The sequence below is a fragment of the Pseudoalteromonas sp. G4 genome (assembly GCF_028875915.1).
Taxonomy (GTDB): domain Bacteria; phylum Pseudomonadota; class Gammaproteobacteria; order Enterobacterales; family Alteromonadaceae; genus Pseudoalteromonas.
The window spans coordinates 1-25,337 of sequence record NZ_JAPEHW010000022.1 but is presented as its reverse complement, the minus strand read 5'-3'; the positions used below and the strand labels follow the sequence as shown (position 1 = coordinate 25,337).

The 25,337-nt window shown below is 41.0% G+C and carries 30 protein-coding genes; 19 read left to right on the top strand and 11 right to left on the bottom strand.

The window, feature by feature from the left end; translation table 11 throughout:
- Positions 1-238 precede the first annotated feature (238 nt).
- Positions 239-772, top strand: a complete 534-nt coding sequence (locus ON073_RS08890; protein WP_274761531.1) for a glycine cleavage system protein R — start codon at positions 239-241, stop codon at positions 770-772.
- A gap of 11 nt (positions 773-783) precedes the next feature.
- A complete protein-coding gene (gene bcp / locus ON073_RS08885) occupies positions 784-1,257 on the top strand; it encodes a thioredoxin-dependent thiol peroxidase (protein WP_038641170.1) in 474 nt (157 codons plus the stop codon).
- Between the two features lie 76 nt (positions 1,258-1,333).
- On the opposite strand, the gene rluB is transcribed toward bcp, so the two are convergent.
- The 5 genes from rluB to rnm are packed head-to-tail and all read right to left on the bottom strand — an operon-like array spanning position 1,334 to position 5,165.
- Positions 1,334-2,209, bottom strand: coding sequence for a 23S rRNA pseudouridine(2605) synthase RluB (gene rluB, locus ON073_RS08880; protein ID WP_274761530.1), 876 nt, complete (start codon positions 2,207-2,209; stop codon positions 1,334-1,336).
- A gap of 53 nt (positions 2,210-2,262) precedes the next feature.
- Positions 2,263-2,841, bottom strand: coding sequence for an SMC-Scp complex subunit ScpB (scpB, locus tag ON073_RS08875; protein ID WP_274761529.1), 579 nt, complete (start codon positions 2,839-2,841; stop codon positions 2,263-2,265).
- A gap of 17 nt (positions 2,842-2,858) precedes the next feature.
- Positions 2,859-3,653, bottom strand: a complete 795-nt coding sequence (locus ON073_RS08870; RefSeq protein WP_274761528.1) for a segregation and condensation protein A — start codon at positions 3,651-3,653, stop codon at positions 2,859-2,861.
- A 24-nt stretch (positions 3,654-3,677) separates the two neighbouring features.
- Entirely contained in the window at positions 3,678-4,298 is a 621-nt protein-coding gene (locus tag ON073_RS08865; RefSeq protein WP_010560336.1) for an L-threonylcarbamoyladenylate synthase, read from the bottom strand.
- 9 nt (positions 4,299-4,307) lie between these two features.
- Positions 4,308-5,165, bottom strand: coding sequence for an RNase RNM (gene rnm / locus ON073_RS08860; RefSeq protein ID WP_274761548.1), 858 nt, complete (start codon positions 5,163-5,165; stop codon positions 4,308-4,310).
- A 147-nt stretch (positions 5,166-5,312) separates the two neighbouring features.
- Between rnm and ON073_RS08855 the strand changes: the two genes are divergently transcribed.
- From ON073_RS08855 to ON073_RS08810, 10 genes are all read left to right on the top strand, one after another.
- Positions 5,313-6,158 carry a DMT family transporter gene (locus tag ON073_RS08855; RefSeq protein ID WP_274761527.1) on the top strand — a complete coding sequence of 282 codons (846 nt, stop codon included), beginning with the start codon at positions 5,313-5,315 and terminating at the stop codon, positions 6,156-6,158.
- A gap of 393 nt (positions 6,159-6,551) precedes the next feature.
- Positions 6,552-8,105 carry an anthranilate synthase component 1 gene (locus tag ON073_RS08850; RefSeq protein ID WP_274761526.1) on the top strand — a complete coding sequence of 518 codons (1,554 nt, stop codon included), beginning with the start codon at positions 6,552-6,554 and terminating at the stop codon, positions 8,103-8,105.
- Positions 8,105-8,704, top strand: coding sequence for an aminodeoxychorismate/anthranilate synthase component II (locus tag ON073_RS08845; RefSeq protein ID WP_274761525.1), 600 nt, complete (start codon positions 8,105-8,107; stop codon positions 8,702-8,704). Before ON073_RS08850 ends, ON073_RS08845 begins: the two co-directional genes overlap by 1 nt.
- On the top strand, positions 8,704-9,711 hold the full coding sequence (gene trpD, locus ON073_RS08840) for an anthranilate phosphoribosyltransferase (RefSeq protein ID WP_274761524.1): 1,008 nt from the start codon (positions 8,704-8,706) through the stop codon (positions 9,709-9,711). Before ON073_RS08845 ends, trpD begins: the two co-directional genes overlap by 1 nt.
- Positions 9,704-11,065 carry a bifunctional indole-3-glycerol-phosphate synthase TrpC/phosphoribosylanthranilate isomerase TrpF gene (gene trpCF / locus ON073_RS08835; protein WP_274761523.1) on the top strand — a complete coding sequence of 454 codons (1,362 nt, stop codon included), beginning with the start codon at positions 9,704-9,706 and terminating at the stop codon, positions 11,063-11,065. Before trpD ends, trpCF begins: the two co-directional genes overlap by 8 nt.
- A gap of 1 nt (position 11,066) precedes the next feature.
- Positions 11,067-12,257: a tryptophan synthase subunit beta gene (trpB, locus tag ON073_RS08830; protein WP_274761522.1), complete on the top strand. Its 1,191-nt coding sequence runs from the start codon at positions 11,067-11,069 to the stop codon at positions 12,255-12,257.
- The gene (gene trpA, locus ON073_RS08825) at positions 12,254-13,060 is read left to right on the top strand and encodes a tryptophan synthase subunit alpha (protein ID WP_274761521.1); all 807 of its coding nucleotides are present in this window, start codon (positions 12,254-12,256) and stop codon (positions 13,058-13,060) included. The genes trpB and trpA overlap by 4 nt, the downstream gene beginning before the upstream one ends.
- A 113-nt stretch (positions 13,061-13,173) precedes the next feature.
- Complete coding sequence (locus ON073_RS08820; protein WP_274761520.1) at positions 13,174-13,752, top strand: inner membrane-spanning protein YciB; 579 nt, start codon at positions 13,174-13,176, stop codon at positions 13,750-13,752.
- Positions 13,753-14,168: 416 nt separating this feature from the next.
- Positions 14,169-14,408 (top strand): hypothetical protein, encoded by a 240-nt coding sequence (locus ON073_RS08815; protein ID WP_274761519.1) that lies wholly within the window; start codon positions 14,169-14,171, stop codon positions 14,406-14,408.
- A 216-nt stretch (positions 14,409-14,624) separates the two neighbouring features.
- Positions 14,625-14,981 carry a hypothetical protein gene (locus tag ON073_RS08810; RefSeq protein ID WP_274761518.1) on the top strand — a complete coding sequence of 119 codons (357 nt, stop codon included), beginning with the start codon at positions 14,625-14,627 and terminating at the stop codon, positions 14,979-14,981.
- A 315-nt stretch (positions 14,982-15,296) separates the two neighbouring features.
- Here ON073_RS08810 and ON073_RS08805 read toward each other — a convergent pair whose 3' ends face one another.
- Positions 15,297-15,854 (bottom strand): hypothetical protein, encoded by a 558-nt coding sequence (locus ON073_RS08805; protein ID WP_274761516.1) that lies wholly within the window; start codon positions 15,852-15,854, stop codon positions 15,297-15,299.
- Between the two features lie 152 nt (positions 15,855-16,006).
- On the bottom strand, positions 16,007-17,443 hold the full coding sequence (locus ON073_RS08800) for a sodium-dependent transporter (RefSeq protein ID WP_274761514.1): 1,437 nt from the start codon (positions 17,441-17,443) through the stop codon (positions 16,007-16,009).
- Positions 17,444-17,592: 149 nt separating this feature from the next.
- On the opposite strand from ON073_RS08800, the gene ON073_RS08795 reads away from it, so the two are divergent.
- The 5 genes from ON073_RS08795 (at position 17,593) to ON073_RS08775 (ending at position 20,646) form a co-directional block, all read left to right on the top strand.
- On the top strand, positions 17,593-17,892 hold the full coding sequence (locus ON073_RS08795) for a YciI family protein (protein WP_274761513.1): 300 nt from the start codon (positions 17,593-17,595) through the stop codon (positions 17,890-17,892).
- Between the two features lie 67 nt (positions 17,893-17,959).
- Complete coding sequence (locus ON073_RS08790) at positions 17,960-18,271, top strand: PepSY domain-containing protein (protein ID WP_274761512.1); 312 nt, start codon at positions 17,960-17,962, stop codon at positions 18,269-18,271.
- Positions 18,271-18,945 carry a response regulator transcription factor gene (locus ON073_RS08785; protein ID WP_274761511.1) on the top strand — a complete coding sequence of 225 codons (675 nt, stop codon included), beginning with the start codon at positions 18,271-18,273 and terminating at the stop codon, positions 18,943-18,945. The genes ON073_RS08790 and ON073_RS08785 overlap by 1 nt, the downstream gene beginning before the upstream one ends.
- The gene (locus tag ON073_RS08780; protein ID WP_274761547.1) at positions 18,939-20,264 is read left to right on the top strand and encodes an ATP-binding protein; all 1,326 of its coding nucleotides are present in this window, start codon (positions 18,939-18,941) and stop codon (positions 20,262-20,264) included. Before ON073_RS08785 ends, ON073_RS08780 begins: the two co-directional genes overlap by 7 nt.
- A complete protein-coding gene (locus ON073_RS08775; RefSeq protein WP_274761510.1) occupies positions 20,257-20,646 on the top strand; it encodes a hypothetical protein in 390 nt (129 codons plus the stop codon). The genes ON073_RS08780 and ON073_RS08775 overlap by 8 nt, the downstream gene beginning before the upstream one ends.
- A gap of 89 nt (positions 20,647-20,735) precedes the next feature.
- Here the strand turns inward: ON073_RS08775 and ON073_RS08770 are convergent, their stop codons facing one another.
- Positions 20,736-21,491, bottom strand: coding sequence for a Nif3-like dinuclear metal center hexameric protein (locus ON073_RS08770; protein ID WP_274761509.1), 756 nt, complete (start codon positions 21,489-21,491; stop codon positions 20,736-20,738).
- A gap of 152 nt (positions 21,492-21,643) precedes the next feature.
- Here ON073_RS08770 and ON073_RS08765 point away from each other — a divergent pair, with 152 nt between their 5' ends.
- Entirely contained in the window at positions 21,644-22,036 is a 393-nt protein-coding gene (locus ON073_RS08765) for a hypothetical protein (RefSeq protein WP_010560357.1), read from the top strand.
- Between the two features lie 63 nt (positions 22,037-22,099).
- On the opposite strand, the gene ON073_RS08760 is transcribed toward ON073_RS08765, so the two are convergent.
- Genes ON073_RS08760 through ON073_RS08750 form a run of 3 tightly spaced genes read right to left on the bottom strand, consistent with a single transcriptional unit; the run spans position 22,100 to position 24,255 of the window.
- Positions 22,100-23,077, bottom strand: coding sequence for a glutathione S-transferase family protein (locus ON073_RS08760; protein WP_274761508.1), 978 nt, complete (start codon positions 23,075-23,077; stop codon positions 22,100-22,102).
- Positions 23,078-23,087: 10 nt separating this feature from the next.
- Positions 23,088-23,786, bottom strand: a complete 699-nt coding sequence (locus ON073_RS08755) for a pirin family protein (protein WP_274761507.1) — start codon at positions 23,784-23,786, stop codon at positions 23,088-23,090.
- A gap of 16 nt (positions 23,787-23,802) precedes the next feature.
- The gene (locus ON073_RS08750; RefSeq protein WP_274761506.1) at positions 23,803-24,255 is read right to left on the bottom strand and encodes a DoxX family protein; all 453 of its coding nucleotides are present in this window, start codon (positions 24,253-24,255) and stop codon (positions 23,803-23,805) included.
- Positions 24,256-24,396: 141 nt separating this feature from the next.
- Here ON073_RS08750 and ON073_RS08745 point away from each other — a divergent pair, with 141 nt between their 5' ends.
- Complete coding sequence (locus tag ON073_RS08745) at positions 24,397-25,308, top strand: LysR substrate-binding domain-containing protein (RefSeq protein WP_274761505.1); 912 nt, start codon at positions 24,397-24,399, stop codon at positions 25,306-25,308.
- Positions 25,309-25,337: the final 29 nt, after the last annotated feature.

Below are 25,337 nucleotides of genomic sequence, written 5' to 3'. Positions count from 1 at the left end.
GTGCTTTTTCTTATTTTCATGCTTTGATGAAGCACACACTGTTTGGTTCATAATTTTTTTCTCAAATTGCCGCCTATGTTACTTTTCCTCAAGGGTAAACACAAGGAAGCGCCGCGTTAACTTTAATTAAAAACGCACAATTCGCTATAATTTTCACCACATCATATATTTACAATGGTTGAACAGCGATATATTTGCTAAAATTCGCGGCCACGTTATTAACCCGTTGAGACTAAAAATGACGTTAAACACTGGAAATCAACTTGTTGTCACTGCCATTGGCGAAGATCGTCCTGGCATTGTAAGTCAACTAACCAAACTGGTTAGTGAGACCAATTGCAATATTATCGACAGCCGTATTGCAATTCTCGGCAATGAATTCACCTTTATCATGTTGCTTGAAGGCGATATGGCCGCCATTAGTCGTGTTGAATACAACATTCCAACGAAAAGTGTTGAGCTCGGTCTCTTGACCATGATGAAACGTACTAGCCAACACCAAGAGAAAGAATATAAAGCAGGTTACAAACTTACTTACCACGGCCCTGATACACCTGGCACATTAAGTAAAGTAACGCAGTTAATGGCTGACTATCACGTGAATATTGCGGCTTTAAAATCAGACAGCTTAGAGCAAGATGGTGAGTTAATAATGCGCTCAGAAATTGACATAAATTTCTCGCGTGATGTGGATGAAGCTGAATTTAAACATCAGCTTGAGATCATTTTCTCAAAGTCTAACGTAGAACACATTTTAAAACGTATTCGATAGGAAATTGTAATATGAACACGCTAAAAGCAGGCGACAAAGCACCTCTTTTTAAATTAGCCGATCAAAACGGCGATATCGTAGAACTTGCTGAATTACTAAAAGAAAACAAAGTACTTGTTTATTTTTACCCAAAGGCGTCAACACCGGGCTGTACAGTGCAAGCTGAAAATTTGCGCGATCATAAAGAAGAGCTAGCTGCTCTTAACACAGTAGCGGTTGGTATTAGCCCAGATCCGGTAAAGCGCCTAAAGAACTTTGAAACCAAAAAAGAGCTTAACTTCCCTCTTTTATCTGATGAAGATCATGCAATTGCAGATGCTTTCGGTGTGTGGGGCTTAAAGAAGTTTATGGGCAAAGAATATGACGGTATTCATCGTTTATCTTTCCTTGTTGGCCAAGACGGTACAATTGAACATTTCTTTAATAAGTTTAAAACCAAAGATCACCACCAAGTAGTGATTGATTACTTAAAAGAAAATGCTTAATTAAAAGCAGTATCTCTAATTAAAAAAAGCGCCGATTGGCGCTTTTTTTATGTCTGTAATTCAGTCATTCACCGAATTACTTTTTTGGTGCACGGCGTTTATTACCTGTAGTAACGCGTTGATTGTGCTTTTTAACCGCTTTGCGAATTTTATTAATTTTCGCGCGGCGATCTTTACGCTTCTCAGGCATTACCGATAGTTTTGTTTCGGTTTCGCGGCGAAGACCAACCGTTTGACGTAAATAGTTTACATCTTTTAGGTTAAGTTCTTCCCAACCACCTTGTGGTAAACGTTTATTCAGTAGTAAGTCACCATAGCGAACACGAATTAGGCGTGACACTTCTACTTCCTGTGATTGCCATAAACGGCGTACTTCTCGGTTACGACCTTCGGTTAAGGTAACGTTAAACCAATTGTTTAAGCCGCTTCCGCCTTGCGGTACTACTGATAAGAATTTGGCAAAGCCATCGTCTAGTTCAACACCATTGGTCACGTTATTAAGTGTTTGCTGTGTCACTTCACCAAACACGCGCACTGCGTATTCACGTTCCACTTCATAACTTGGGTGCATTAAACGGTTGGCCAATTCACCATCATTGGTAAATAGGAGTAAGCCTGAGGTATTGATATCTAAACGACCAATGGCAATCCAGCGGTCATTTTCAAGCGGTGGTAAACGGTCAAATACGGTGCGACGACCTTCAGGATCTTTACGTGTACACAGCTCGCCTTCTGGCTTATGGTACATTAATACACGGCAAACACGTTCGTTTGACGCTTCAATTTTAACAACGTGTCCATCAAGTCGAATGCGTTGTGTTGGCTCGACACGATCACCTAATCGGGCAACCTTGCCATCGATACTAACACGGCCTGCTTCAATGAATTTTTCACATTCACGACGTGAACCTTTACCAGCACGTGCTAATACTTTTTGTAACTTTTCGCTCATTATTTTCTCATGTAACTTCGCAGCTAGGAATTGTTGGCTATTCTAGCACAGAGCTAATCAAGTTGCGCAGGCTCACTGAGGATTTGTGATATTTTTTCGTCTTGCGCTACTGGTAATGGCGGTAATTCATTCAATGATGACAACGAGAAGTGATCTAAAAATTGTTTTGTGGTGCCATAAAGCGCCGGTTTACCCGGTACCTCTTTGTAGCCAACCACTTTTACCCAATTATGCTCTAACATGGTTTTAATAGTTTGGCTGCTTACCGTTACCCCACGTACTTGTTCTATTTCACCACGGGTAATTGGCTGACGATAGGCAATTAAACTTAATGTTTCTAAAAATGCACGGGAATATTTAGGTGCTTTTTCTTGCCATAGCTTATTAAGCCATGGAGATAAACTACTGCATGCTTGAAAACGATAACCTGATCCCACTTTGACTAAACGCACACCACGCGTCGCGTAGTGCGCCATAATAGCATCAATTGCAGTTTGAATTCGTTTAAGTGATATCTGAAAGTCACTGAGTACGGTGTCACGCAATTTATCTTTGCTAAGCGGCGTATTTGCCACAAAAATTGCAGCTTCTATAAGCTCAATTAACTGTTCGTCTGAAAGTCGCTTTGCCATAGCACCTTGTTTCGTTGTTATTTTAATTTAAGGTAAATCAACGAGTTTATATCGCTTTGCTGAACCACAATCAAGCTTTCCTTCACCAGCTCTAAAATGGCGATAAAACTCACCACAACCGCGGCTTTGCCTTCAATATGTTCAAACGCCTGAGAAAATGGCAAAAAGCCATCATTTTCTGTTAAAAGCGATAAAATATGTGACATCCGCGCACGGGTTGAAAGCACTTCGGCACTGACTTGGTGATGGGTTAATGCTTGCGCTCTCGCCATTACATCACTTAGCGCCAGAAGTAGCTCTTTCACACAGAGATCAGGCAGTTCAACATCTTGCGACTGTGTTTCATCTAACAGCGCATGGGCAATATAAATATCGCGTTCTACCCGTGATAACGCGTCAAGGTTTTCGGCCGCCTTTCTAAATTGTTCGTATTCTTGTAAGCGCCTAATAAGTAATGCCCGCGGATCTTCTTCCTCTTGTTCAAGCTCTTTATGCACAGGTAATAGTAAACGCGATTTTATTTGCGCAAGTAACGCTGCCATCACCAAATATTCTGCGGCAAGCTCTAACTTAAACTCTTTCATCATCTCAACATACTGCATGTATTGCCCGGTTATTTTGGCAATCGAAACATCAAGAATATCGAGTTTGTGCTTTTTAATTAAATACAGCAATAAATCAAGCGGACCTTCAAATGCCTCAAGTGCCACTTCAAGTGCATCGGGCGGAATATAAAGATCCTCAGGCTTATCAGTAACTGCTTTGCCATGTAAAAAGCCAAGCGGTAACTTTTGCTGCTGCATTTCGCTCATTACGGTTACTTAATGCTCTGTGTTTTATTCAAATGGTGCTGGGTCGCCAGCGCCCACACGAATAATCTCAACGGTGTCTTCCGAGAAATCTACAACGGTTGTTGGCTGCTCAGAGAGATAACCACCGTGAATAATCAAATCCACTTGTTTTTCTAGTTGAAAGCGAATTTCTTCTGGATCCGCTTCTGCAAATTGTTCACCAGGTAGAATTAACGAGCAAGACATTAACGGCTCGCCAAGTTCAGCCAAAATCGCTTGAGTAATAATGTGATCAGGTACGCGAATACCAATGGTTTTCTTTTTCTCATTAAGCAAACGACGCGGCACTTCTTTAGTGCCTTTAAAAATAAAAGTGTATTGCCCTGGCGTATTATTTTTAATTAATCGAAACAAACTGTTATCTACACGGGCGTAAGTGGCAAGTTCCGATAAATCACGGCAAACAAGGGTAAAGTTATGGTGTTTTTCTAAACCACGAATACGCGCTATACGCTCCATTGCATTTTTATTACCTATGCTACAGCCGATTGCATAACCTGAATCGGTTGGAAACACAATTACCTTGCCTTGCTGGATCATATCAACCGCTTGACGCACTAAACGCGCCTGCGGGTTTTCTGGGTGAATATGGAAAAACTGGCTCATTAGATATCCTTAATTTAATTCTTGTTCTTTGGCAATCGCCCAATCCTGCCAAATTGGCACACTGGCTTTAGGTAAGTATAAGTTCTTTCCAAGTTCTAACCAGTTGGTTGCAAAATGAAAATCCGAACCTTGCGATGAAAGCAGCTGATATTCTTCTGCAAGCTGCGCTAAAAATTGACGATCACTTGGTGCTTGTTGTGGCAGTGCCACTTCAATGCCATCGCCACCAGCATCTTTAAATTCTTGCAGTAAACGGCGTAACCATTTATTAGAAAGCTTATAACGACTTGGATGTGCTAATACCGCTTGACCACCTGCGGCTTTAATTGCCTTCACGGCAGTTGCAATATCACACCATTCGCTGGTTACATATCCCGGTTTACCGCGCACTAAAAATTTTTTAAACACCCCTTGTAAGGTGTTAGCTGCCCCTTGTGCTTGGATCACTTGTGCAAAATGAGCGCGGGTAAGCTGCCCTTTGTTTGCTAAGGATTTGGCTTCTGCTAATACATTTTCAAACCCGCGTTTTTCGAGTTTTTCAGCCATTTTCCCTGCACGGGTCGCACGTTTTTCAGTTTGCTCGTCAATCAGCGATTTAAGTAGGTCATTATCTGTGTCGATGTTTAACCCAACAATGTGTACTTCAAACGTTTCCCACTTTGTTGAAAATTCTATGCCTTTAACTAGCGTGAGTGGTAACGCCTTAGTATTAATATGTTGCTCAGCAATTGAAAGCCCTTTAACGGTATCGTGATCCGTAATAGCCAAAATATCTACGCCTTTTTCAACAGCGCGTTCTACTAGCTCTTCTGGGGAAAGTTTACCATCGGAAAAATACGTATGGCTGTGTAAATCAAATTTCATAATTGCGGCTTTCGTTGGGATTGTGTGTAATCATACCAAATTCAGCCGTTAATTACTCTTGCTGATTTATTGCTATTTAACTTAGAAATTTGCCAACAAAGGTCTGTATCTGTTTAAACTCGATTAATAATAAACAGCGCGCTTTAATTTATGAAAATACTGTTAATAACTGTTTTGTCACTTATCGCCTTTGCGGGAAACTCTATTCTTTGCCGAATAGCCCTTGGGCAAGGGCAAATTGATGCAGCCAGTTTTACCTCAATTCGTTTATTCTCAGGAGCGATAACGCTTTTTATTCTTTACGCCCTATTTCATAAAAATAAACAAACAGCGAGCAAAGGTTCATGGCTTGGCGCTGTTTATTTGTTTATTTACGCCGTAACCTTTTCCTATGCCTATATTTCACTTGAAACCGCTATTGGCGCGCTTGTGCTTTTTTCATCGGTACAATTTAGCATGTTTGCTTATACCTTTTTTTCTGGTACCAAAATTTATCCTATCGAATGGTGCGGCGCGCTAATTGCGTTTATTGGTTTTAGCTATTTAGTGCTGCCAGATATTTCATCACCTTCACTGATTGGTTTTGTGCTTATGGTGCTCTCGGGTATGGCGTGGGCGGGCTATACCTTAGTTGGCAAAAAATCATCTAATCCCCTTGCCGATACCGCCTTTAATTTTATGCGCACCTTACCTTTTATAACGTTACTAAGCCTGATGACACTCAACTCAATTACTGCCTCAACCACAGGGGTTTTACTCGCCGTGATAGCCGGCAGTGTGACGTCAGGTATTGGTTACGCCATTTGGTATGTTGCACTAAAACATTTAACTTCAGTGCAAGCAGCTGTATCACAGCTCTCGGTACCCATTATTGCCGGTATTGGTGGCTTTTTGTTTTTATCCGAACCTATCAGTGAACGCCTCGCAATTTCTGGAGCTATTATTCTAATCGGAATTTTGCTAGTTGTACTCGGTAAAAAGCCACTAAAATCTTGATTTTATAACTGTTTAAACACTGCTTATAACCAATAAACACTAACAAATCCGATTAGTTATAAAAAATGGCGGTTTTGTGTTGACTCATGTATACAATCTGGGGTTTACTATGGCTGAAACATTTTAGGAATCGTTTAAATGCAATTAGTAACTTCACAAATCAAAACAGTATGGTGGTGGCACTCGTAATCGCGGGTGGGAATAATTGTATCTAAACTATTCTTAAAACCCGCACAATGTGCGGGTTTTTTTATGTCTAATTTGAGGTGAATAATGAGTAATAACAAACAACTAATCCAATGGTGGTGGTTCCTGTAATTAACGCGGGAGGATTCTGTTTGTCTATTATTCAGCCCGCCTTCTAAGCGGGCTTTTTTGTATAAGGAATGAGGCGTGATATTTAGTCATATATCAACCGAGGTCGGTAAAGTTACCAGCATTTCGCTGGCGCGGGACTACATTGAAAGTCCACTGGCACTTTACAGCGCGGTATGTAACAACCCGACTAACTTTAATAGCTTATTGTTAGAATCAGCGGAAATTGATTCAAAAGATAATGTAAAAAGTTTAATTTTAGCTGATGCTGCTATTCGTATTGAATGTAATGGTGACACGGTAACGTTTGATGCAAAAAGCAATAACGGCAAACAGCTACTACCCCATTTAGCTGGCTTTTTTAAAGAACACAACGTTGAACTTACAGATTCAAGCCTACGTGTTATATTTGAACGCGATACCAGCTTAATGGATGAAGCCAGTCGATTAGTGGCAGACAATGCATTTACCGCATTAAGACAATGTGTCAATAATATTGAAAGCACCACAGAGTCTCATTTTGCAGTATTTTTAGGCGGTACTTTTGCCTACGATATGGTAGCGAATTTTGAGTCACTGCCAGACGTACCAAACGGTGATAACACAACCCCTGATTTTGTTTTTTATTTAGCAGAAACACTGATTGTTATCGACCATCAAGCAAATACCACAGAACTAATTGGTAATGTATTTAGCGGCCCCGACGCACACGCCAACTGTTTTGAAGTAGGCCAAAAGCTAGAAGCACTTAATAAACTGTGTGACGATTTACCCGCTTATAATGCCGCTACCTTTCCGGGTGATGTCACTGAGTCTGTAGATATTGACGACGAAACCTTTTGTCAGCAAGTCGAAACCCTTAAAAAGCACATTGTTGATGGCGACATTTTCCAAGTAGTGCCGTCTCGCTGTTTTTCATTACCCTGTGCTGACTCGCTTGCAGCATATCACCAACTTAAAACACAAAACCCAAGCCCTTACATGTTCTACATGAAAGATGAAAACTTTGTGTTATTTGGTGCATCACCCGAATCTGCGCTTAAATATTGCCAAAGCACCAATCAAGTAGAGGTCTATCCAATTGCCGGTACGCGTGCCCGTGGTAAAAATGCAGATGGCAGCATTAACTTTGACCTTGATAGCAAAATTGAACTGGATTTGCGCGATGATAAAAAAGAGCGCGCCGAACACATTATGCTAGTTGATTTAGCGCGCAACGACATTGCCCGTATTTCAACGCCGGGGTCGCGCTATGTAAAAGAATTATTAAAAGTTGACCGCTACTCACAAGTAATGCATCTAGTGTCGCGCGTGGTGGGCCAATTAAAACCTGAGCTGGATGCACTACATGCCTACCAAGCGTGCATGAATATGGGCACCTTGGTTGGCTCACCAAAAGTAAAAAAACGCCGAGGCAGCTACGGTGGTGCTGTGGGTTATCTAACTGGTGATGGTGCAATGGACAGCTGCATTGTTATTCGTAGTGCCTTTGTTAAAGATAATATGGCATACGTACAAGCTGGTGCGGGCGTCGTATATGACTCTGTGCCGCAACTCGAAGCAAACGAAACTCGCCAAAAAGCACAAGCAGTTATTCGTGCAATTAAGTCTATCTATCAAGGAGAAGCCTAATGGCGCAGGCAAAAATTTATTTTATCGATAATTTTGATTCGTTTAGCTACAACTTGGTGGATGAATTTGAGCAATTAGGCTTTGAACTGGTGGTTTATCGTAATCATGTTCCGGCTGACACCATTTTAAGCAAAATGGCAGAGGAAACTTGCCCTGTAACGTTAGTGCTTTCACCTGGCCCTGGCACGCCAAAACAAGCGGGCAATTTAATTGAGCTAATCAATAAAGCGAAAGGCCACTACCCTATGCTGGGTATTTGTTTAGGCCACCAAGCCATTGTGGAGTGTTACGGTGGTGTGGTTGGTCATGCAGGTGAAACAGTGCATGGCAAATCATCACTTATAGAACTTAAAGAGCACGCAGTATTTAGTGGCTTACATTCGCAAATACCAGTGGCGCGTTACCATTCACTCATGGCAACCGAAGTACCAGATAGCCTTGATGTTATTGCCAGCTACGACACAATTCCTATGGCAATTATTCAAGAGCAAGATAAAGTTATTGGGTTTCAGTTTCACCCTGAATCAATTTTAACGCCAAATGGCTCACAGCTGTTAAAGCAAAGCCTAGCTTATTTAGCCAATGTGGAGGGCGCATAATGCAACCACTTGTTAATCTCTTAATCGAACAACAAGATTTAACGTTTGAGCAAAGCAGCGAGTTTTTTAATCTTGTAATGACAGGCCAAGTAAGCGAAATCGAGCTTGCAGCAGCATTGACTGCGCTTAAAATTAAAGGCGAGACCGACAATGAAATTGCAGGTGCTGCCAAAGCCATGCGCGATAATGCAGTGACATTTACTAACCCAAGTGCCATTAGTTTTGATTCATGTGGCACCGGTGGTGATGGTGCCAATTCGATTAACGTATCAACAACCGCTGCCATTGTTGCCGCAAGTATGGGCGTTAATATGGTAAAACACGGTAACCGCAGTGTTTCAAGTAAATCGGGCTCGTCTGACTTACTTAATGCCCTTGGTATCAATATTAATATGAGCGTGGCACAAGCAGAAAACTGCCTCGCAAAAACCCATTTTACCTTTTTATTTGCACCGCTTTACCATGCTGGTGTGAAATATGCGATGCCAGTGCGTACCGCACTTAAAACACGCACCTTATTTAATATTTTGGGGCCTTTGGCAAACCCTGCAAAACCAAGCCATCAACTGCTTGGTGTTTACACCCCTGAATTACTGCGCCCAATGGCGCAAACGCTTAAACTACTTGGCTGTGAGCGTGTTATGGTAGTACACGGCGCAGGTACCGATGAAATTGCCCTGCACGGTGAAACACAAGTTGCCGAGCTAAAAGACGGCGAAATTACCGAGTACACCTTACAGCCGCAAGATTTTGGTCTTGATAACTATGCCCTATCAGAGATTGAAGGCGGCGAGCCAGAATATAATGCAGCGGCAAGCCTTGCGATTTTAAAAGGTGAAGGCAAGCCTGCGCATAATGCAGCGATTGCCGCAAATGTTGCAGCCGTGCTGGTAATGCAAGGCGACTACAGCAATTTTAAAGACGCAACACAGGCGGTACAAAACCACTTGGCAAGTGGCGCAGCATTTTCACACTTATCACGCATTATCGAGGTGTCTCATGGCTAATGTATTAGAAAAAATTGTTGCTGATAAACGAATTGAGCTTGAATCGCGTAAAGCCAATAAGCCACTTGAAAGCTTTATTGATGAGGTGGTACCAACCGAGCGTGATTTTTACGGCGAGCTGGCAAAACCCGGCACTAACTTTATTTTAGAGTGTAAAAAAGCCTCACCTTCAAAAGGGCTTATTCGCGATGATTTTAATCTTGACGAAATTACTGGTGCTTACAAGCACTACGCTGCGTGTATTAGCGTACTTACTGACGAGAAATACTTTCAAGGCAGTTTTGATTACTTAACTAAAGTTCGCTCATTGGTGAATCAACCGCTTATTTGTAAAGATTTCTTCATCGATGAATACCAAGTGTATTTAGCGCGCCTGCACGGTGGTGATGCAATTTTATTGATGCTAAGTGTGCTAAATGATGAAGAGTACTGCGCGCTTGCTAAAGTGGCAAAATCGCTCAATATGGCAATTTTGACCGAAGTGAGTAATGAAGAAGAAGTACACCGCGCATTAGCACTCGACGCTGAGATTATTGGTATTAATAACCGTAACCTACGTGACTTAAGTACCGATCTTGCCACTACAGAAGCTCTTCGTGCGTTAATCCCTGCAGGGAAAGTGGTTATTTCAGAGTCAGGCATTTACACTCACGCTGATGTAAAACGCTTAAAATCACTGTGTAACGGCTTTTTAGTTGGCAGCTCACTGATGGCTGAACAGAACCTTGACTTAGCTTGTCGTAAGCTGATTTTAGGTGAAAATAAAATTTGCGGCTTAACGCGCTCGCAAGATGCGATTGCCGCATATAATGCGGGCGCGGTATTTGGTGGCCTAATTTTTTATGCAAAATCGCCGCGTTATGTTGATATTGACTGCGCAAAACCAATTGCCGATAGCTGCGACTTAGGCTTTGTTGGCGTATTTGTAAACGAAACAATCGACACCATCGTACATATTGCCGTTGAGCTAAAACTGGTTGCAGTACAGTTACATGGCGATGAAGACGAAGCGTACATTGCTGCGCTTAAAAAAGCGCTACCAGCAAGCGTGCAAGTATGGAAAGCCGTTGCGGTAAGCGATGTGATTGAACATAAGAGCCAAGGTGCTGACCGCTATTTATTTGATACCAAAGTCGGCAACCAAAGCGGTGGTACGGGGCAAACCTTTAATTGGGATGTGCTGATTAACGAGCGCAACTACATGCTTGCAGGCGGTTTAAATAACGACAATATTCAAGACGCACTTGCAACCCAAGCTATTGGCCTTGATTTAAATTCGGGCATTGAAACAAGCCCAGGTAAAAAATGTCATCAACAAATTAATTCTGTGTTTTCTAAGATAAAGGAATCTTGAGGTGGAAAATAAAAACCCAGCCTATTTCGGCGATTTTGGCGGCATGTACGTACCAGAACTTCTGGTACCCGCCTTAAAACAACTTGAAAGTGAATTTAATAAAGCAAAGAACGACTCAAGCTTTCATGCAGAGTTTGAAAAGCTGCTTAATGAATATGCCGGTCGCCCTACGCCACTGACGCTTACACGCAACTTAGTGAAAAACCCTAAAGTAAAACTTTACCTAAAACGTGAAGATTTACTGCACGGTGGCGCACATAAAACCAACCAAGTGTTAGGTCAGGCATTACTAACAAAACGTATGGGCAAAAAAGAAGTTATTGCGGAAACCGGTGCTGGTCAGCACGGTGTAGCTACAGCCCTAGCTTGCGCACTACTTGGCTTAAAATGCCGCGTTTACATGGGTGCAAAAGACGTAGAACGCCAGCAACCAAACGTATTTAGAATGAAACTAATGGGCGCAGAAGTCATTCCTGTAACTGCAGGTTCTGGCACATTAAAAGATGCGGTTAACGAAGCAATGCGTGACTGGTCAGCAAACTACGATACGGCTCACTACTTACTTGGTACAGCAGCAGGCCCGCACCCATTCCCAACACTTGTACGCGACTTCCAAAAAATGATCGGTGAAGAGGCAAAACAACAAGTGCTTGATACAGAAGGCCGCCTACCAGATTACGTGATTGCGTGTGTTGGTGGTGGCTCTAACGCAATTGGTATGTTTAATGACTTTATCAAGGAAGAAAGTGTAAAACTGGTTGGTGTAGAGCCAGCAGGTAAAGGCCTTGATACAGAAGAGCATGGTGCTGCAATTTGTAAAGGTACAAAAGGCATTTTGCACGGTGCATACACCTTTATTATGCAAGACAGCAACGGCCAAATCGAAGAGTCTTACTCTGTATCTGCAGGTCTTGATTACCCAGCGGTTGGCCCTCAGCATGCACATCTTGCAGAAACAGGCCGAGCACAATACGTTGGCATCACCGATGATGAAGCGTTAGAAGCATTCCAGCTACTTGCGAAAAACGAAGGGATTATTCCGGCGCTTGAATCAAGCCATGCCCTTGCTTACGCATTAAAGCTGGCTGAAGAACAAAGTGAAGAAACCATTATTGTAGTGAATTTAAGTGGCCGTGGTGACAAAGATTTAGCACACGTGCATACAGTGTTAAATCAAGGAGGCAAACTATGAGCCGCTATCAACAAGCATTTCACGCATTAAATGAAGTTAACCAAGGTGCGTTTGTACCATTCGTTACCATTGGCGACCCAAACAAAGAGTTAAGCTTTGAGATTATTAAACGCCTAATTGACGGCGGCGCTGATGCACTCGAGCTTGGTATTGCATTCTCTGATCCAATCGCTGATGGCTCGGTGATTCAGGCGGCAAATATTCGTGCCCTTGAAAATCACATCACTACAGCTGAGAGCTTTGAAATCATTCGCAAAGTACGTGAGTACAACGCAGATATTCCAATTGGTTTACTGCTTTATTCAAACCTAGTGTTAGCGCAAGGCATTGATAACTTTTATCGCACAGCAAAAGAAGTGGGCGTAGATTCAATTTTAGTTGCTGATGTGCCACTACATGAGTCAAAAATGTTTAGACAAGCGGCTATGCAAGCTGAGATAGAGCCTATTTTTATTGCCACGCCAAATGCCGATGACGATACACTTCGCCAATGCGCATCTTACGGCCGTGGCTATACCTATTTGCTATCGCGCGCAGGTGTTACGGGTACTGAAACCAAAGCGCAAATGCCTGCGGATTCTATGATCAAAAAGTTATTAAACTTCCATGCTGCACCAGCATTACTGGGTTTTGGCATTTCAACACCGGAAGATGTACAAGCAGCAATTGCCTCAGGTGCTGCAGGTGCCATTTCAGGCTCTGCTGTGGTGAGGATCATCGAGAATAATCTTGATGCACCTGAAACCATGCTAAACGAGCTTGAAAGCTTTGTACGCAATATGAAAGCTGCAACACAAAAATAACGTTTAAGTTAAATAATAAGGGCGCTAAGCGCCCTTTTTTTAAAGCCAAACTCTGGTGTTACGTATTAATTCTGGTGTAAGGTAAATGTTCAGCATCAGTTATGAGGTAAACAATGCTCGCGTTATTTGAATATGCTCCCCTGATTTTATTTTTCATTCTCTATAAAACCATGGATATCTTTTGGGCAACGGGTGTACTTATCAGTGCGTCTATCTTACAAATTGCCTATTACTTCTTTATCGAAAAGAAAGTGGCGACAAAACATTGGGTATTGTTTGGTTTAGCGGTTGGCCTTGGCTCACTCACTATTCTTTTCCAAGATGAGCAGTTTATTAAGTGGAAAGCCACCGTAGTTTATGCGGGCTTTGCTACCATTTTATTGGTATCTCGTTACTTATTTCAAAAAAATCTGATAGCGAAAATGTTGGGCTCAATTCTAGCTTCAGCAAATGACTCCGAGCAAAAAATAGAAATTCCAGAACCGCTTTGGGACAGGATAAATCTATTTTGGAGCCTATTTTTATACCTAATCGCAGCTGTTAATATTTACGTTGCCTATGCATTTTCACTCGATTTTTGGGTTAATTTCAAAGTGTTTGGTATTACCGCTGCCACTTTTATTGCACTTATCGTTACCATCGCCATGCTTTATCAATATTTGCCTGACGATGAAGAACAAAAAAGCGAATAACCATAATAATTGTTAGTATGGTTTAAATATAAAAAGGAGCGACAATCGCTCCTTTTTTAGTAAATTGCTGTTTTACAACCCCAAAAAGTCAAAACATTACGCCTAAATTTCCTTGTTACGCTCTCCCTCGCCCATTTAATTTTATGCTGAAATACTCACGATTTACTTACCTTATATTTGCACTAACAAAGGTTAATTGACGCCTCTAGTTAGCAGCTCATGCACTGCAAAACCACAAATATAACTCTTTGAACTTTGATAATTAGGAAAATTTTTTAAATCGATCTAGTATTAAATTGAACGTTTAATAACCTGTTGCGTTTTCTCAAAGAATTATATCGAGATAAACAGGCCCGAAGAAAAACTAAAACTCAGCCACTTAAGTGGTTACAACAAAAATCTTAGTCGAGGCTTTAATGAACACAGATAACCAACAAGAAAAAGAATACGAAATTAAAAACGAAAACCTATTTAAAACATTACTGTGCTTACCTATAGGGATTGGCTTTGCCGTATTTATGATGAGCGCATTTAATAATTCAGGCTTAAATGTAGGCACCTTCTTACTCTTTGTACTCACCATGTACTTTACCCTTAGTGGCATCGCCTACGCCGCTTTTTACACCAATGAAAAGTTTGATTGCACCCCGCATTAAACAACTATAACTTTCTACAATATTTAAAGGGCGCTTATAAGCGCCTTTTTTATAAAAAATATATAGCCCCTCTCAACCACCCGCACATAACCAGTTTATTTATCTTACTATCTGATTTAATATGAGTTTTTAATAATCAAAAAGCGAAACTTAAGGTTAATGGACATCTAACTTGAAAGATCTCGCTAATAAGTTGTTATACGTTAAGGATATATCGTGGAAGAATTATTAAAGTATGCATCATTAATTACCCTTTGTGGTGCTGCAATTTCATTTATGATTGGGCTGGTAAAGTGGATAGACCAAAGAAACCGTGAACAAGAACAAAAGCATTATGATGCATTTCACAAAATGGTACTCATTGCATCTGGTATAGACGAAAATGGTAAAACAGTAAAAATGGTTCAACAAATTGCTGCTATCTATCAATTACAAGCATTTACTAAGTTTGCATTTGCCAGTATTCCAGTTTTAGAGCTCATGAAATTTGAATATGGTGAGCATACTGATCCAAGAGGAAAGCACATGTCAAAGGCTCTGGATTCAACTATCAACAAATTAAAAGAATACTAACGAGGCATTAGTTTTCGATGGCGCTACTCATAAAATGGAGTTTCATACACGCTGGTTTTACGGTTGTAAATTTAATTGCGTTATTGACTTTTTTTATTCCAGATAAATTTGTAGTTCGTTTTTTTCGTGTAATAAAAATGAACAAGAGAGCGCGATGGATGGCGCTAGATAAAATCACGGACGCTGCCATCGCCAGCGCAACAAACCAATCTTAATTAATTTACATTAGCTGAGATTTAACTTATTTCCCTCTAACTTAATCAACTCTTATAAAGCATCATTAATAATGACAATACGTAAAAAAGAAACACACTCCTACAACATCCTTACTTTCGGATCCCGTACGTTTAAACGATAGGTACGCTTCACTTCTTGCATATTCTCAACATAACTTATTTCTAAGTAACAACGTGTGCCTGAATGAAGCTTTATTTGTGTGGGGAATGTAAAGGTAAAATCAAGTAAGGTAGTATCACCCTCATACGAACGATTTAACGGCAAGGTATCTGACCAAATTTCATTTAATCCGCTTTCATAACCGGGGGCGAGTATTTGAAGTATCGCTGTATTAAACTTCTTAAAATGCGGCTGATTAATGACTATTTGCCCTTTTGTTTCAACGCCTAACATCACAATTTTACTATCGAGCATTAAAGGCGCTTTACCCAACACCAAAAAGCGATTATCTACTGCTTGTGAAGCAACTAGAAAGCCAATAATACACAGCGCCACAATCACAATAAGCAGCCAATTGAATGTATTGTTTAATGTAAGTGCAAGTAGACAACCAGTAATTAAAACCACAGAAAGTGTGTAAGCAATCAACTTAAATTGCGCACTTCGCTTGCTTTGTTCACTATTAATTTTGACCATTCTTCGACTCTATCTAACTAGCTAATTCTATTAACTATTCTACATTTTATGACTTTTATAATTCGACCTTCCATCCTCTTATTTTGCCGATAGACACAAAAAAGCGGAGCAATTGCTCCGCTGATTTAGTTTATTCTTTTATTTATAACTATTTAGAACCCTAATAAGTTATATGCAAAGAACTTATTAGCAACTGTATTAATAAAAATCAGCGCTAAAATAAATGGAATGAACGTAGATAGTGAGAAGTTTACATACTTCTCGGTAAAGCTACCTGCGTACTCAGGTGCGCCTTGGCTAAGCTCTTCTGTAAGCTTTGCTTTCTTCCAACGGTACATTACGAATAAACACACCATTAAACCATTTAACGGCAAGATGGTGTCGTAAAACACATCATAAATGAAATCAAACAGGCTCTTCTTAGTTGCAGGGTCATGGTCACCATAGTTAAACATTGTGCTTAACCACTCACTCATACCAAACGACATGGTACATAAAATGGTTAAAATACCCATGCTACCTGCAAGTAATAGCAATGCTTTAAAACGTGATACGCCCTTTTCTTCAATTAAGGTCGCTGTTGGTACTTCAATAATTGAAACAAGGGAGGTAATTGCCGCAAAAAACACTAACAGAAAGAAAATAACTGCGATCGCGCTTGCGCCTACGTAGCCGATATCTTGTTGCATCGCGAGGAAGATTTTTGGTAAATAAACAAAAATCATCGAAACAGATGAGTCCGATAACTCCGCAGGATTGGTGTTTGGGTTAAAGCTGAAAATCGCTGGTAGGACCATTAAACCCGCAATAAATGCAACCAATGAGTCTGTAACTGCAACCATTTTTGCACTGCCTACAATATTTTCTTTCTTAGAAATATACGAGGCGTAAGTCATTAAAATACCCATACCGAGTGACAGTGAGAAAAACGCTTGCGACAGTGCGCCGTTTAACACACTAGCATTCACTTTACTAAAATCTGGCACAACGTAATAACGAAGACCAGCAATCGCATTATCTAATGTCAGTACATACACAACAAGGCCAATTAGCAGCACAAATAGCGCTGGCATAAGTAGTTTTGCTGCTTTTTCAATGCCCTGCTTTACACCGCCAAGTAGAATTAGATTAACCAGCACACCCACTCCTACCATGTAATAAAACACGCTGGTTTGGTTTATAAACTGGCCAAAGTTGCTGGGTTCAGCAAGTGCATCTAAATTACCAATGGCTGCCTGCACAAGGTAACCAAAGATCCACACTGTGATCACCATGTAGAACACGCCAATCATAAATGGCGTAAGTACCGCTAGAAACCCAGGGTATCGCCACTTACTGCTGTTACCCGATAATTTATTGTATGCGCCTAGCGGGTCTTTTTGCGCACTGCGCCCCATAGCCATTTCGGCCATCATTACAGGTAAACAAACAAAAATTACAAATAATGCATAAACAACTAAAAATGCACCACCGCCATTTTTGGTTGCAGATACAGGGAAACCAACGAGGTTTCCAATGCCCACTGCACTACCTGCAGCGGCTAAAATAAATCCGAGTTTGGAGCTAAAATGCTCTCTCGATGCACTCATGCTGAACCTTAGTATTATTATTTTCAGTTCTGGATGCTAACAGTGTTAAACGTACTGTTTCAAGTTTTCGCGAAAAATGATTTTTAGTTTTATCCTTTCTGTTGATAGAATTATTTTTATATTCAATAAAATAACCAAACAGGTGCTGTATGTGGTACATGATTTACTCAATAGATGTTGAAAACAGCTTGGCAATGCGAAAAGAAGCACGCCCTGCTCACTTAGCGCGATTAGAAGCACTTAAAGCAGAAGAACGCCTTTTATCTGCCGGCCCATTGCCAGCGATTGATAGCGAAGATCCTGGAGAAGCTGGTTTTACAGGCTCACTTGTAATTGCTAAGTTTGATTCGTTAGAAGATGCACGCAGCTGGGCTGCTGATGACCCATATATTGAAGCAGGCATCTATAAAGAGTCTATCGTTAAACCATTTAAATTGGTTTTACCCTAGTTGGTTCAGAATAAGTTCAGTGTTGCGCTGCTACATTGAGCTTATTCAACGTTGTGGCGAGTATAGAATGAAATATTTAATCGGCCTTTTTAGTTTTTTGGCGTTATTTAACGCGCATGGTGCTGCCAATAATATTCCTGCACAAAAACAGCCTCAGCATAAACGAATGCATAATCCTGCCCTAAAAAATGTAAATACTTTAGGACTTAACAAGCGCAGTGCTGCAAGAAAAGTATCCCAAGAATATCCGGGCAAAGTATTAAACGTAAAAGAAAACTCGCAGTTTTATAAAGTGAGAATGTTACAACCACAAGGCAAGGTCGTTGATTTTAAAGTCTTGAAATCTAACGGCGCTATAAAAAAGGAAAGCAAAAACTAATGCGTATTTTAATAATTGAAGATGATCTTCAACTTGCTGATAACCTAAAACATGCTCTTGAAAAAACCCGTTACAGTGTTGATATGTGTAACGATGGCGAAGCCGGCCTTTTTCACTTAACTGAATACCCTCTCGATTTAGCCGTTGTTGACCTTGGCTTACCAAAAATGGATGGTATTGAAGTAATTAGTCAGGCGCGTAAGGCAGGCATTGATATTCCAATTCTTATTTTAACTGCGCGCGACCGCTGGCAAGATAAAGTAGAAGGCTTAGATGCAGGTGCTGACGATTACCTTACCAAACCGTTTCATAACGAAGAGTTAATCGCCCGTTGTAATGCACTAATTAGACGCAGCGCCGGAAAAGCCGACCCAACCATTACTGCAGGCCCTATTCGTATTCATACCCGTTCGCAACAAGTATGGGTAAACGAAAAAGAGCTAATGCTTACAGCATACGAATACAAAGTACTTGAATACTTAATGGTTAACCCTGAGAAAGTAATTTCAAAATCTGAATTAACCGAGCATATTTACGATCAAGATTTCGACCTTGATTCAAACGTAATTGAAGTGTTTGTGCTTCGCTTACGTAAAAAGCTTGATCCTGATGGCTCTATTGCGCCCATTGAAACTTTGCGTGGCCGTGGCTATCGCTTAAGCGGTAAATTGTGATCCATCGTATATCGCTCAAAATTAGGCAAGGATTTATCCTTGTCTTTTTGCTTCTAGTGCTAATGCCTGCCATGTTTTTTTCAATTGGTAAGGCTCTTTACGCAAGCTTAGTTGATAACACCGAACGCACCCTTGAAGCGCACCTCTATTCGTTAATGGCAAAAGTTGAAATTGAACAAGGGCAGCTTGCCCCAATTAATTTAATTGCCCCCGAACTCACCCGTGCGGTTTCCGACACCTTTGCGTACATTTATTTAAATAAAGAAATCGCTTGGCAATCTGAATCTACTTTAGGTTATCAATACATTCCTAAACATGCTGCCAGTGCCCCAGGGGTAATGGACTTTTCAAAAATAGAAGAGCTCGAAAAGGATTTTCGGCAACTCAGCTTTTTGTTTTTTATGGATGCCGATGGCATTGAATACCAAGTCACTGTGCTTGTTTTAAAAGACGAAGAGTCAATACGCTCACAGATGCAAGATTTCCGCGAAACCTTGCGCTATTGGTTAGCAATTATCGCCTTGGTAATGGGCTTACTGATTATGCTCGGCTTTTTATGGAGCAGTCACCCACTTAAACGTCTTGATAAAGAAATTGTTGCAATTGAAAGTGGCAAAGCCGACCAAATTACAGGTGAGTACCCAGAAGAACTGGAAAAAATACAGCAAGATCTCAACTTATTATTAGCAACCCAACAACGGCAAAAAGATAAATATCGCGCGTCTTTAAGTGATCTTGCTCATGCACTCAAAACGCCGCTTGCGGTTTTAAAGTCAAGCGACCTTGCAAGCCATGGCGATGGACAAGAACAACTCGACCGCATTAGCAACATGATTGAGCATCAGCTGAAAAAAGCCGCTTCAGGTGGCACTGACACATGGAAAAAGCAAACCAAGGTAAAACCGGTACTCGATTCTATTTTAAACGCCATGAGCAAAGTGTATCGTGATAAAGATATTCAGTTTATTCAGTCAATTGATGCAGAAAGTGTGTTTATGGGCGATAAAACTGATTTAATGGAATTGCTTGGCAATATTCTCGACAATGCCTGTAAAGCGTGTGATGCTTTAATTGAAATAAAAGTTAAGCAATCAGGCCAAAAACTGATTATTGATATTGCTGATGATGGACCTGGCATACCTGCCGATAAAATAGAAGAGCTAACAATTCGTGGCAAACGCTTAGATACTTATGAACACGGACACGGTGTTGGTATGGCCATTGTTGGTGATTTAGTAGATGCCTATAACGGCACAATGACAATTGGCACCAGTAATCTTGGTGGCGCCCTTTTCACTTTGGTATTTGATTATGAATAAATACACTCTTTTTTACATCGTGTTAATGCTGCTGAGTATTAATGCATTTGCTCAAAACGATGAAAAGCCCTGTAGCAAAGGCAAAGTGGTGTTACAGCTACAATGCTTAGATCAAGCCATTATTGACCACAAACGTACACGTCAAACTTGGCTCACTAAATTAGAAAAAGAAGTGGAAATAAAGCAAAATAACACGGGTAATACCCAATTATTTCTAAGTTTTCAACGCAGTAAAAACAGTTTTGATAGCTATATTTCCGATAACTGCCAATGGCGTTATCTCAATGAGTTACCTAACTCTCAGCAAGCTGCATTAAAATACAAGCGATGCGAACTTGCTGTGATTGACCAGCAAATTACCATTTTAAAAGGTGGTTACTAGCGCATAAACTGCATTCTCAGTAGTACATGGGGATCAGTAAATAGATCCAAATAAAAAAGCAGCGTAATCGCTGCTTTTTTATTTGTTGTTTAGACTGGATTATCTATATCAATAAACTCAACATCTAAGCCGAATTGCTCAGCTAAATACTCGCCAACAGCTTTCACACCATAGCGCTCAGTGGCGTGATGCCCCGCTGCAAAAAAGTCTATATTTTGCTCGCGGGCACTGTGAATAGTTTGCTCTGACGCTTCACCGGTAAGGTAAGCATCAATGCCTTGGCTTGCAGCTAAATCAATATAACCTTGACCACCGCCGGTGCACCACGCAATGGTTTCTATTTTTTTGCCGCGCACACTTTCAACTAACGGTTTGCGATTAAGTACATGCTCTATTTTAGCGGCAAACTCTTCGGCGCTCAGTGGTGTTTTTAAGCGCCCTTTCACCGCAATGCTTGGCTCACTGAATGGATCAAGGCCTGCTTCATAGTCAATATCTAATAGCTCTGCGAGTTTTGCATTGTTACCAAGGGTTGGATGCACATCAATCGGCAAATGATAGCCAATTAAGCTGATGTCATTTTTAATTAACGCGCCGATACGGCGTTTTTTCATGCCCGTAATTGGATAGGCCTCTCCTTTCCAAAAATAACCATGGTGAACTAAAATGGCATCCGCACTTTTTTCTATTGCCGCATCAATTAACGCTTGGCTTGCTGTTACGCCAGTAATAATTTTGCTAACGGTGTCTTTTCCTTCTACCTGAAGGCCGTTTGGACTAAAGTCTTTTACCTTATGGGGGGCTAGTAAACTATCTAATTCTTGGAGTAATTTAGAAAGTTGCATTATGCTTACCTATAAGTTGTTTTTGATCACTGAATTGTCCTTAACCTACCGTCAAAAATAAAGAAAATTCGCAAAAAATTGAAAAATGACGTGAAACTAGGTATAAATGTATTTTTAACAGTAATCTTCGTATCAAATAAACGGGATATACGATGAGTAAACTCGATAAAACTGAAGTGCTAGCTGCGTTTGAAAAAGCGTATGAAGCAGCAAATGGTAAAAAACCTGAGATCACAGCTAAAAGTGGTTGGTACAGTGTAGATGGCGGTAAAAACGTTCGCCTTGCTGATTTAGTAACGCTTGCAGAGGAACTTTCATCTGGCTCTGCTCCAGCAGCAAAAGAAGAAGCACCAGCTAAGCCTGCTGCTAAAAAAGCACCGGCTAAGAAAGCAGCTACTAAAAAAGCAGCTCCAGTAACTGCAACTAAAGAAAAAGAATACACAGTTACTAAGCCAAACCCAGAAGGCTTCACTGCTGAAGAGTTCTGGATTAAAGAGCTTGCTGAGCGTGAGCATGACACACGTCTTCCGCGCGGTGTTGTTTAATAACAAATTCGTTATTAATTAAAAAAGGCAGCTTTCGCTGCCTTTTTTATTGCCTGTAATTTTTTAAAGTGATGAACGATTATGTGCGCTGCTGTAATCCACTTTTGGCCCAACGGGTACCACTTGCGTTGGGTTAATCATGGTATGGCTAAAATAGTAATGGCGTTTAATATGATAAAAATCGACCGTTTCAGCCACGCCCTTAACTTGATATAGCTCGCGGATATAATTTGCTATGTTCGGATACGACTCAAGCATACGTTGATTACATTTAAAGTGTGAGAAATAAACCGCATCAAATCGAATTAAGGTAGTGAACAAACGCCAGTCTGCCTCGGTAATTTGTGTACCCACCAAGTAGCGTTGTTTAGCCAAAATAGCTTCAACTTTATCAAGGGCATTAAAAAGCGCATTATAAGCCCCTTCATATGCGTCTTGTGTGGTCGCAAAACCTGCTTTGTATACCCCATTATTAATATTGTGATAAACAAATTCGTTAATTTCATCAATTTCAGCACGTAAATGTTCAGGGTAATAGTCATGCTCGTTGCCTGTTAAATGATTAAAGGCGGTATTAAACATGCGAATAATCTCTGATGACTCATTGCTGACGATACAGTTTTGTTTTTTATCCCACAGCACCGGCACAGTAACACGGCCGCTGTAGTTTGCGTTATTACGCGTATATATTTGATGCATATAATCAAAATCAAATAATGCATCGCCCGTGCTGTGCTGTGTTTTATCAAATGTCCAACCATGCTCTAACATGTCTGGGCTTACAACTGATACAGAAATATGCTGTTCTAGCCCTTTTAATGCGCGAAAAATAAGGGTGCGGTGCGCCCAAGGGCATGCCAGTGACACATATAAATGGTATCGGCCAGACTCTGCGACAAACCCACTTGTACCTGAAGGTCCCGCTTCACCGTCTTTTGTTACCCAGTTACGCAATTGCGCAGCTTCACGTTCAAACTTACCTTTACTGTTTTTGGTGTCGTACCACTTATCGTGCCATTTACCTTCCACTAATAATCCCATGTTCTGCTCCTTAAACCTTTGGTAATTCAAAAATAATTAATGTTGCTGGGGTGTTAGATACGTTTTCAAATACTAATTCAGTTTCATCTAACACTTTTGCACCATCACCACTTTCAATTTGAATAGCATTCACTAGACTGCTGCCTGAAACCTGATGTACATACACAGGTGCATTATTTGATTCAAATAGATACTGCTGTTTTGGCTCAAGGATCAGTTGATGTAGCTTTGCATCCTGTTTTATCGCAAGCGTGCCATTTTCGCCATTTGGCGTCACAATCGTCGTTAAACCAACATCTTTACCAAAATCTTTTTGTTGATAGCCTGGTTTGTCGCCAAAGCTATTCGGCTCAATCCAGATTTGTAAAAATCTAAGCTCTTCTTCATTTGATGCATTGTATTCACTGTGAAAAATACCTTTGCCTGCCGACATTAACTGAAATTCACCCGCTGGAAGCGTTTTGATATTGCCCGCACTGTCTTTATGTTCAATGATGCCTGACAATACATAGCTAATAATTTCCATATCGCGGTGGCCATGGGTATCAAACCCAGCGCCCGGTGCCACAACATCATCATTGATAACACGAAGGGCTGAAAAGCCCATGTGTTTTGGGTCGTAGTAATTTGCAAAAGAGAAAGTATGTTTGCTCTTAAGCCAGCCATAGTCAGCGCCGCCGCGCTCATTTGCTTTTCTAAGTGTGATCATCGTACTTTCTCCCTAATTAAGCGTGTTGTGTCAATTTATCTGAAATAAGCGCATCCAGTGAGGTTTTACCCGCACCCGAGAACACCAAAGAAATACTTGCCGCCAATAATGCTAAGCCAAACTCATAGCCATTGTTAGACATAAACAGTCCGTTTTCAAAGTGCACAGTAAAGATTGCAACAATCATAGTGCCTGCAAGTGCCAATGCCGCAGGGCGAGTTAATAAGCCAAGTAAAATAAATAAACCGCCAAAAAACTCTGCACTGCCTGCCATTAGCGCCATTAAATAGCCTGGTGCTAAGCCAATAGACTCCATCCATGCACCCGTGCCCTCAAGGCCATAACCACCAAACCAAGCAAATAATTTTTGCGCACCATGTGCCATAAAAATAATGCCGATAGGTAATCTTAACGCCAGTGCTGCGTAACCTGCTTGGCTTGATGTAAGTGTTGTTAATAGTGTTTTCATAATTTATTCCTCAAAAATTTTAAACTTATCTAATTTGTTAAAGCATCTGCTTAACTGATGAAATTAAGTATAAGCATGCTAAACTCAATAAAAAACCGGAACATTTTGAACCCTTAGTTCAAATTTTTTGAATAGAAAAATATGTATCAAGCCATCACTATTGACGCCCTAAAAGCACTCGATGCTATCGATAAAAAAGGCAGTTTTGCCGCCGCAGCCGAGTCACTTTATAAAGTGCCTTCGGCGCTAAGCTACACTATCAAAAAACTTGAAGAAGACATTGGCACGCCACTGTTTGACCGTTCAAAGCAGCGTGCTGTACTTACCCCCGCGGGTAAGCTGGTGTTAGAACATGGCAGGCAAATTTTGCATTCCACCAGCAAAATGCTCGATGCTGTAAGCCAATTAGAATCGGGCTGGGAAAAACGGCTGCGCATCGCCCGTGATACCGTGATCCCAGAAGATGTCATTTTTGAGTTATTAAAAGAGTTCACCAAACGGCCTGAGCAAGTTGATATTCAACTAAGCGTAGAGGCTTTAGGTGGCGGCTGGGATGCCTTACATAGTAAGCGTGCCGATATTGTTATTGGTGCAACAGGCGAATTGCCAAAAGGCGTGTATCGCACCCACAAAATCGCAGAGCTAAGCTTTATATTTGCTGTGGCAGCATCGCACCCATTGGCAAAGGTTACTACGCCACTGGACGACGATAACTTAAAACACTACCCCGCGATTGTGGTATCAGACACTTCCACTTTGCTGCCAGAGCGAAGTACAGGGCTATTTAGTGCCAAGCAAGTAATCAATGTTAATTCAATGCAGGCAAAACTCGCAGCCCAACTTGCCGGCATTGGTGTGGGATTTTTGCCAAGTCATATTGCTAAACCGTATCTTGCAAATGGCGAGCTAGTACAAAAAGAGTGCACCATTCCAAGACCAAAACAAGACTTATACATTGCGTGGCATAAAGATAATCAAGGCAAAGCCTTTCAATGGTTTATTGAACGGCTATGCCAAGCTAACTGGCAGATTGATACCAATTGCATTAATTAGCTGGTCATTTATTGCGACAGAGAAATGGC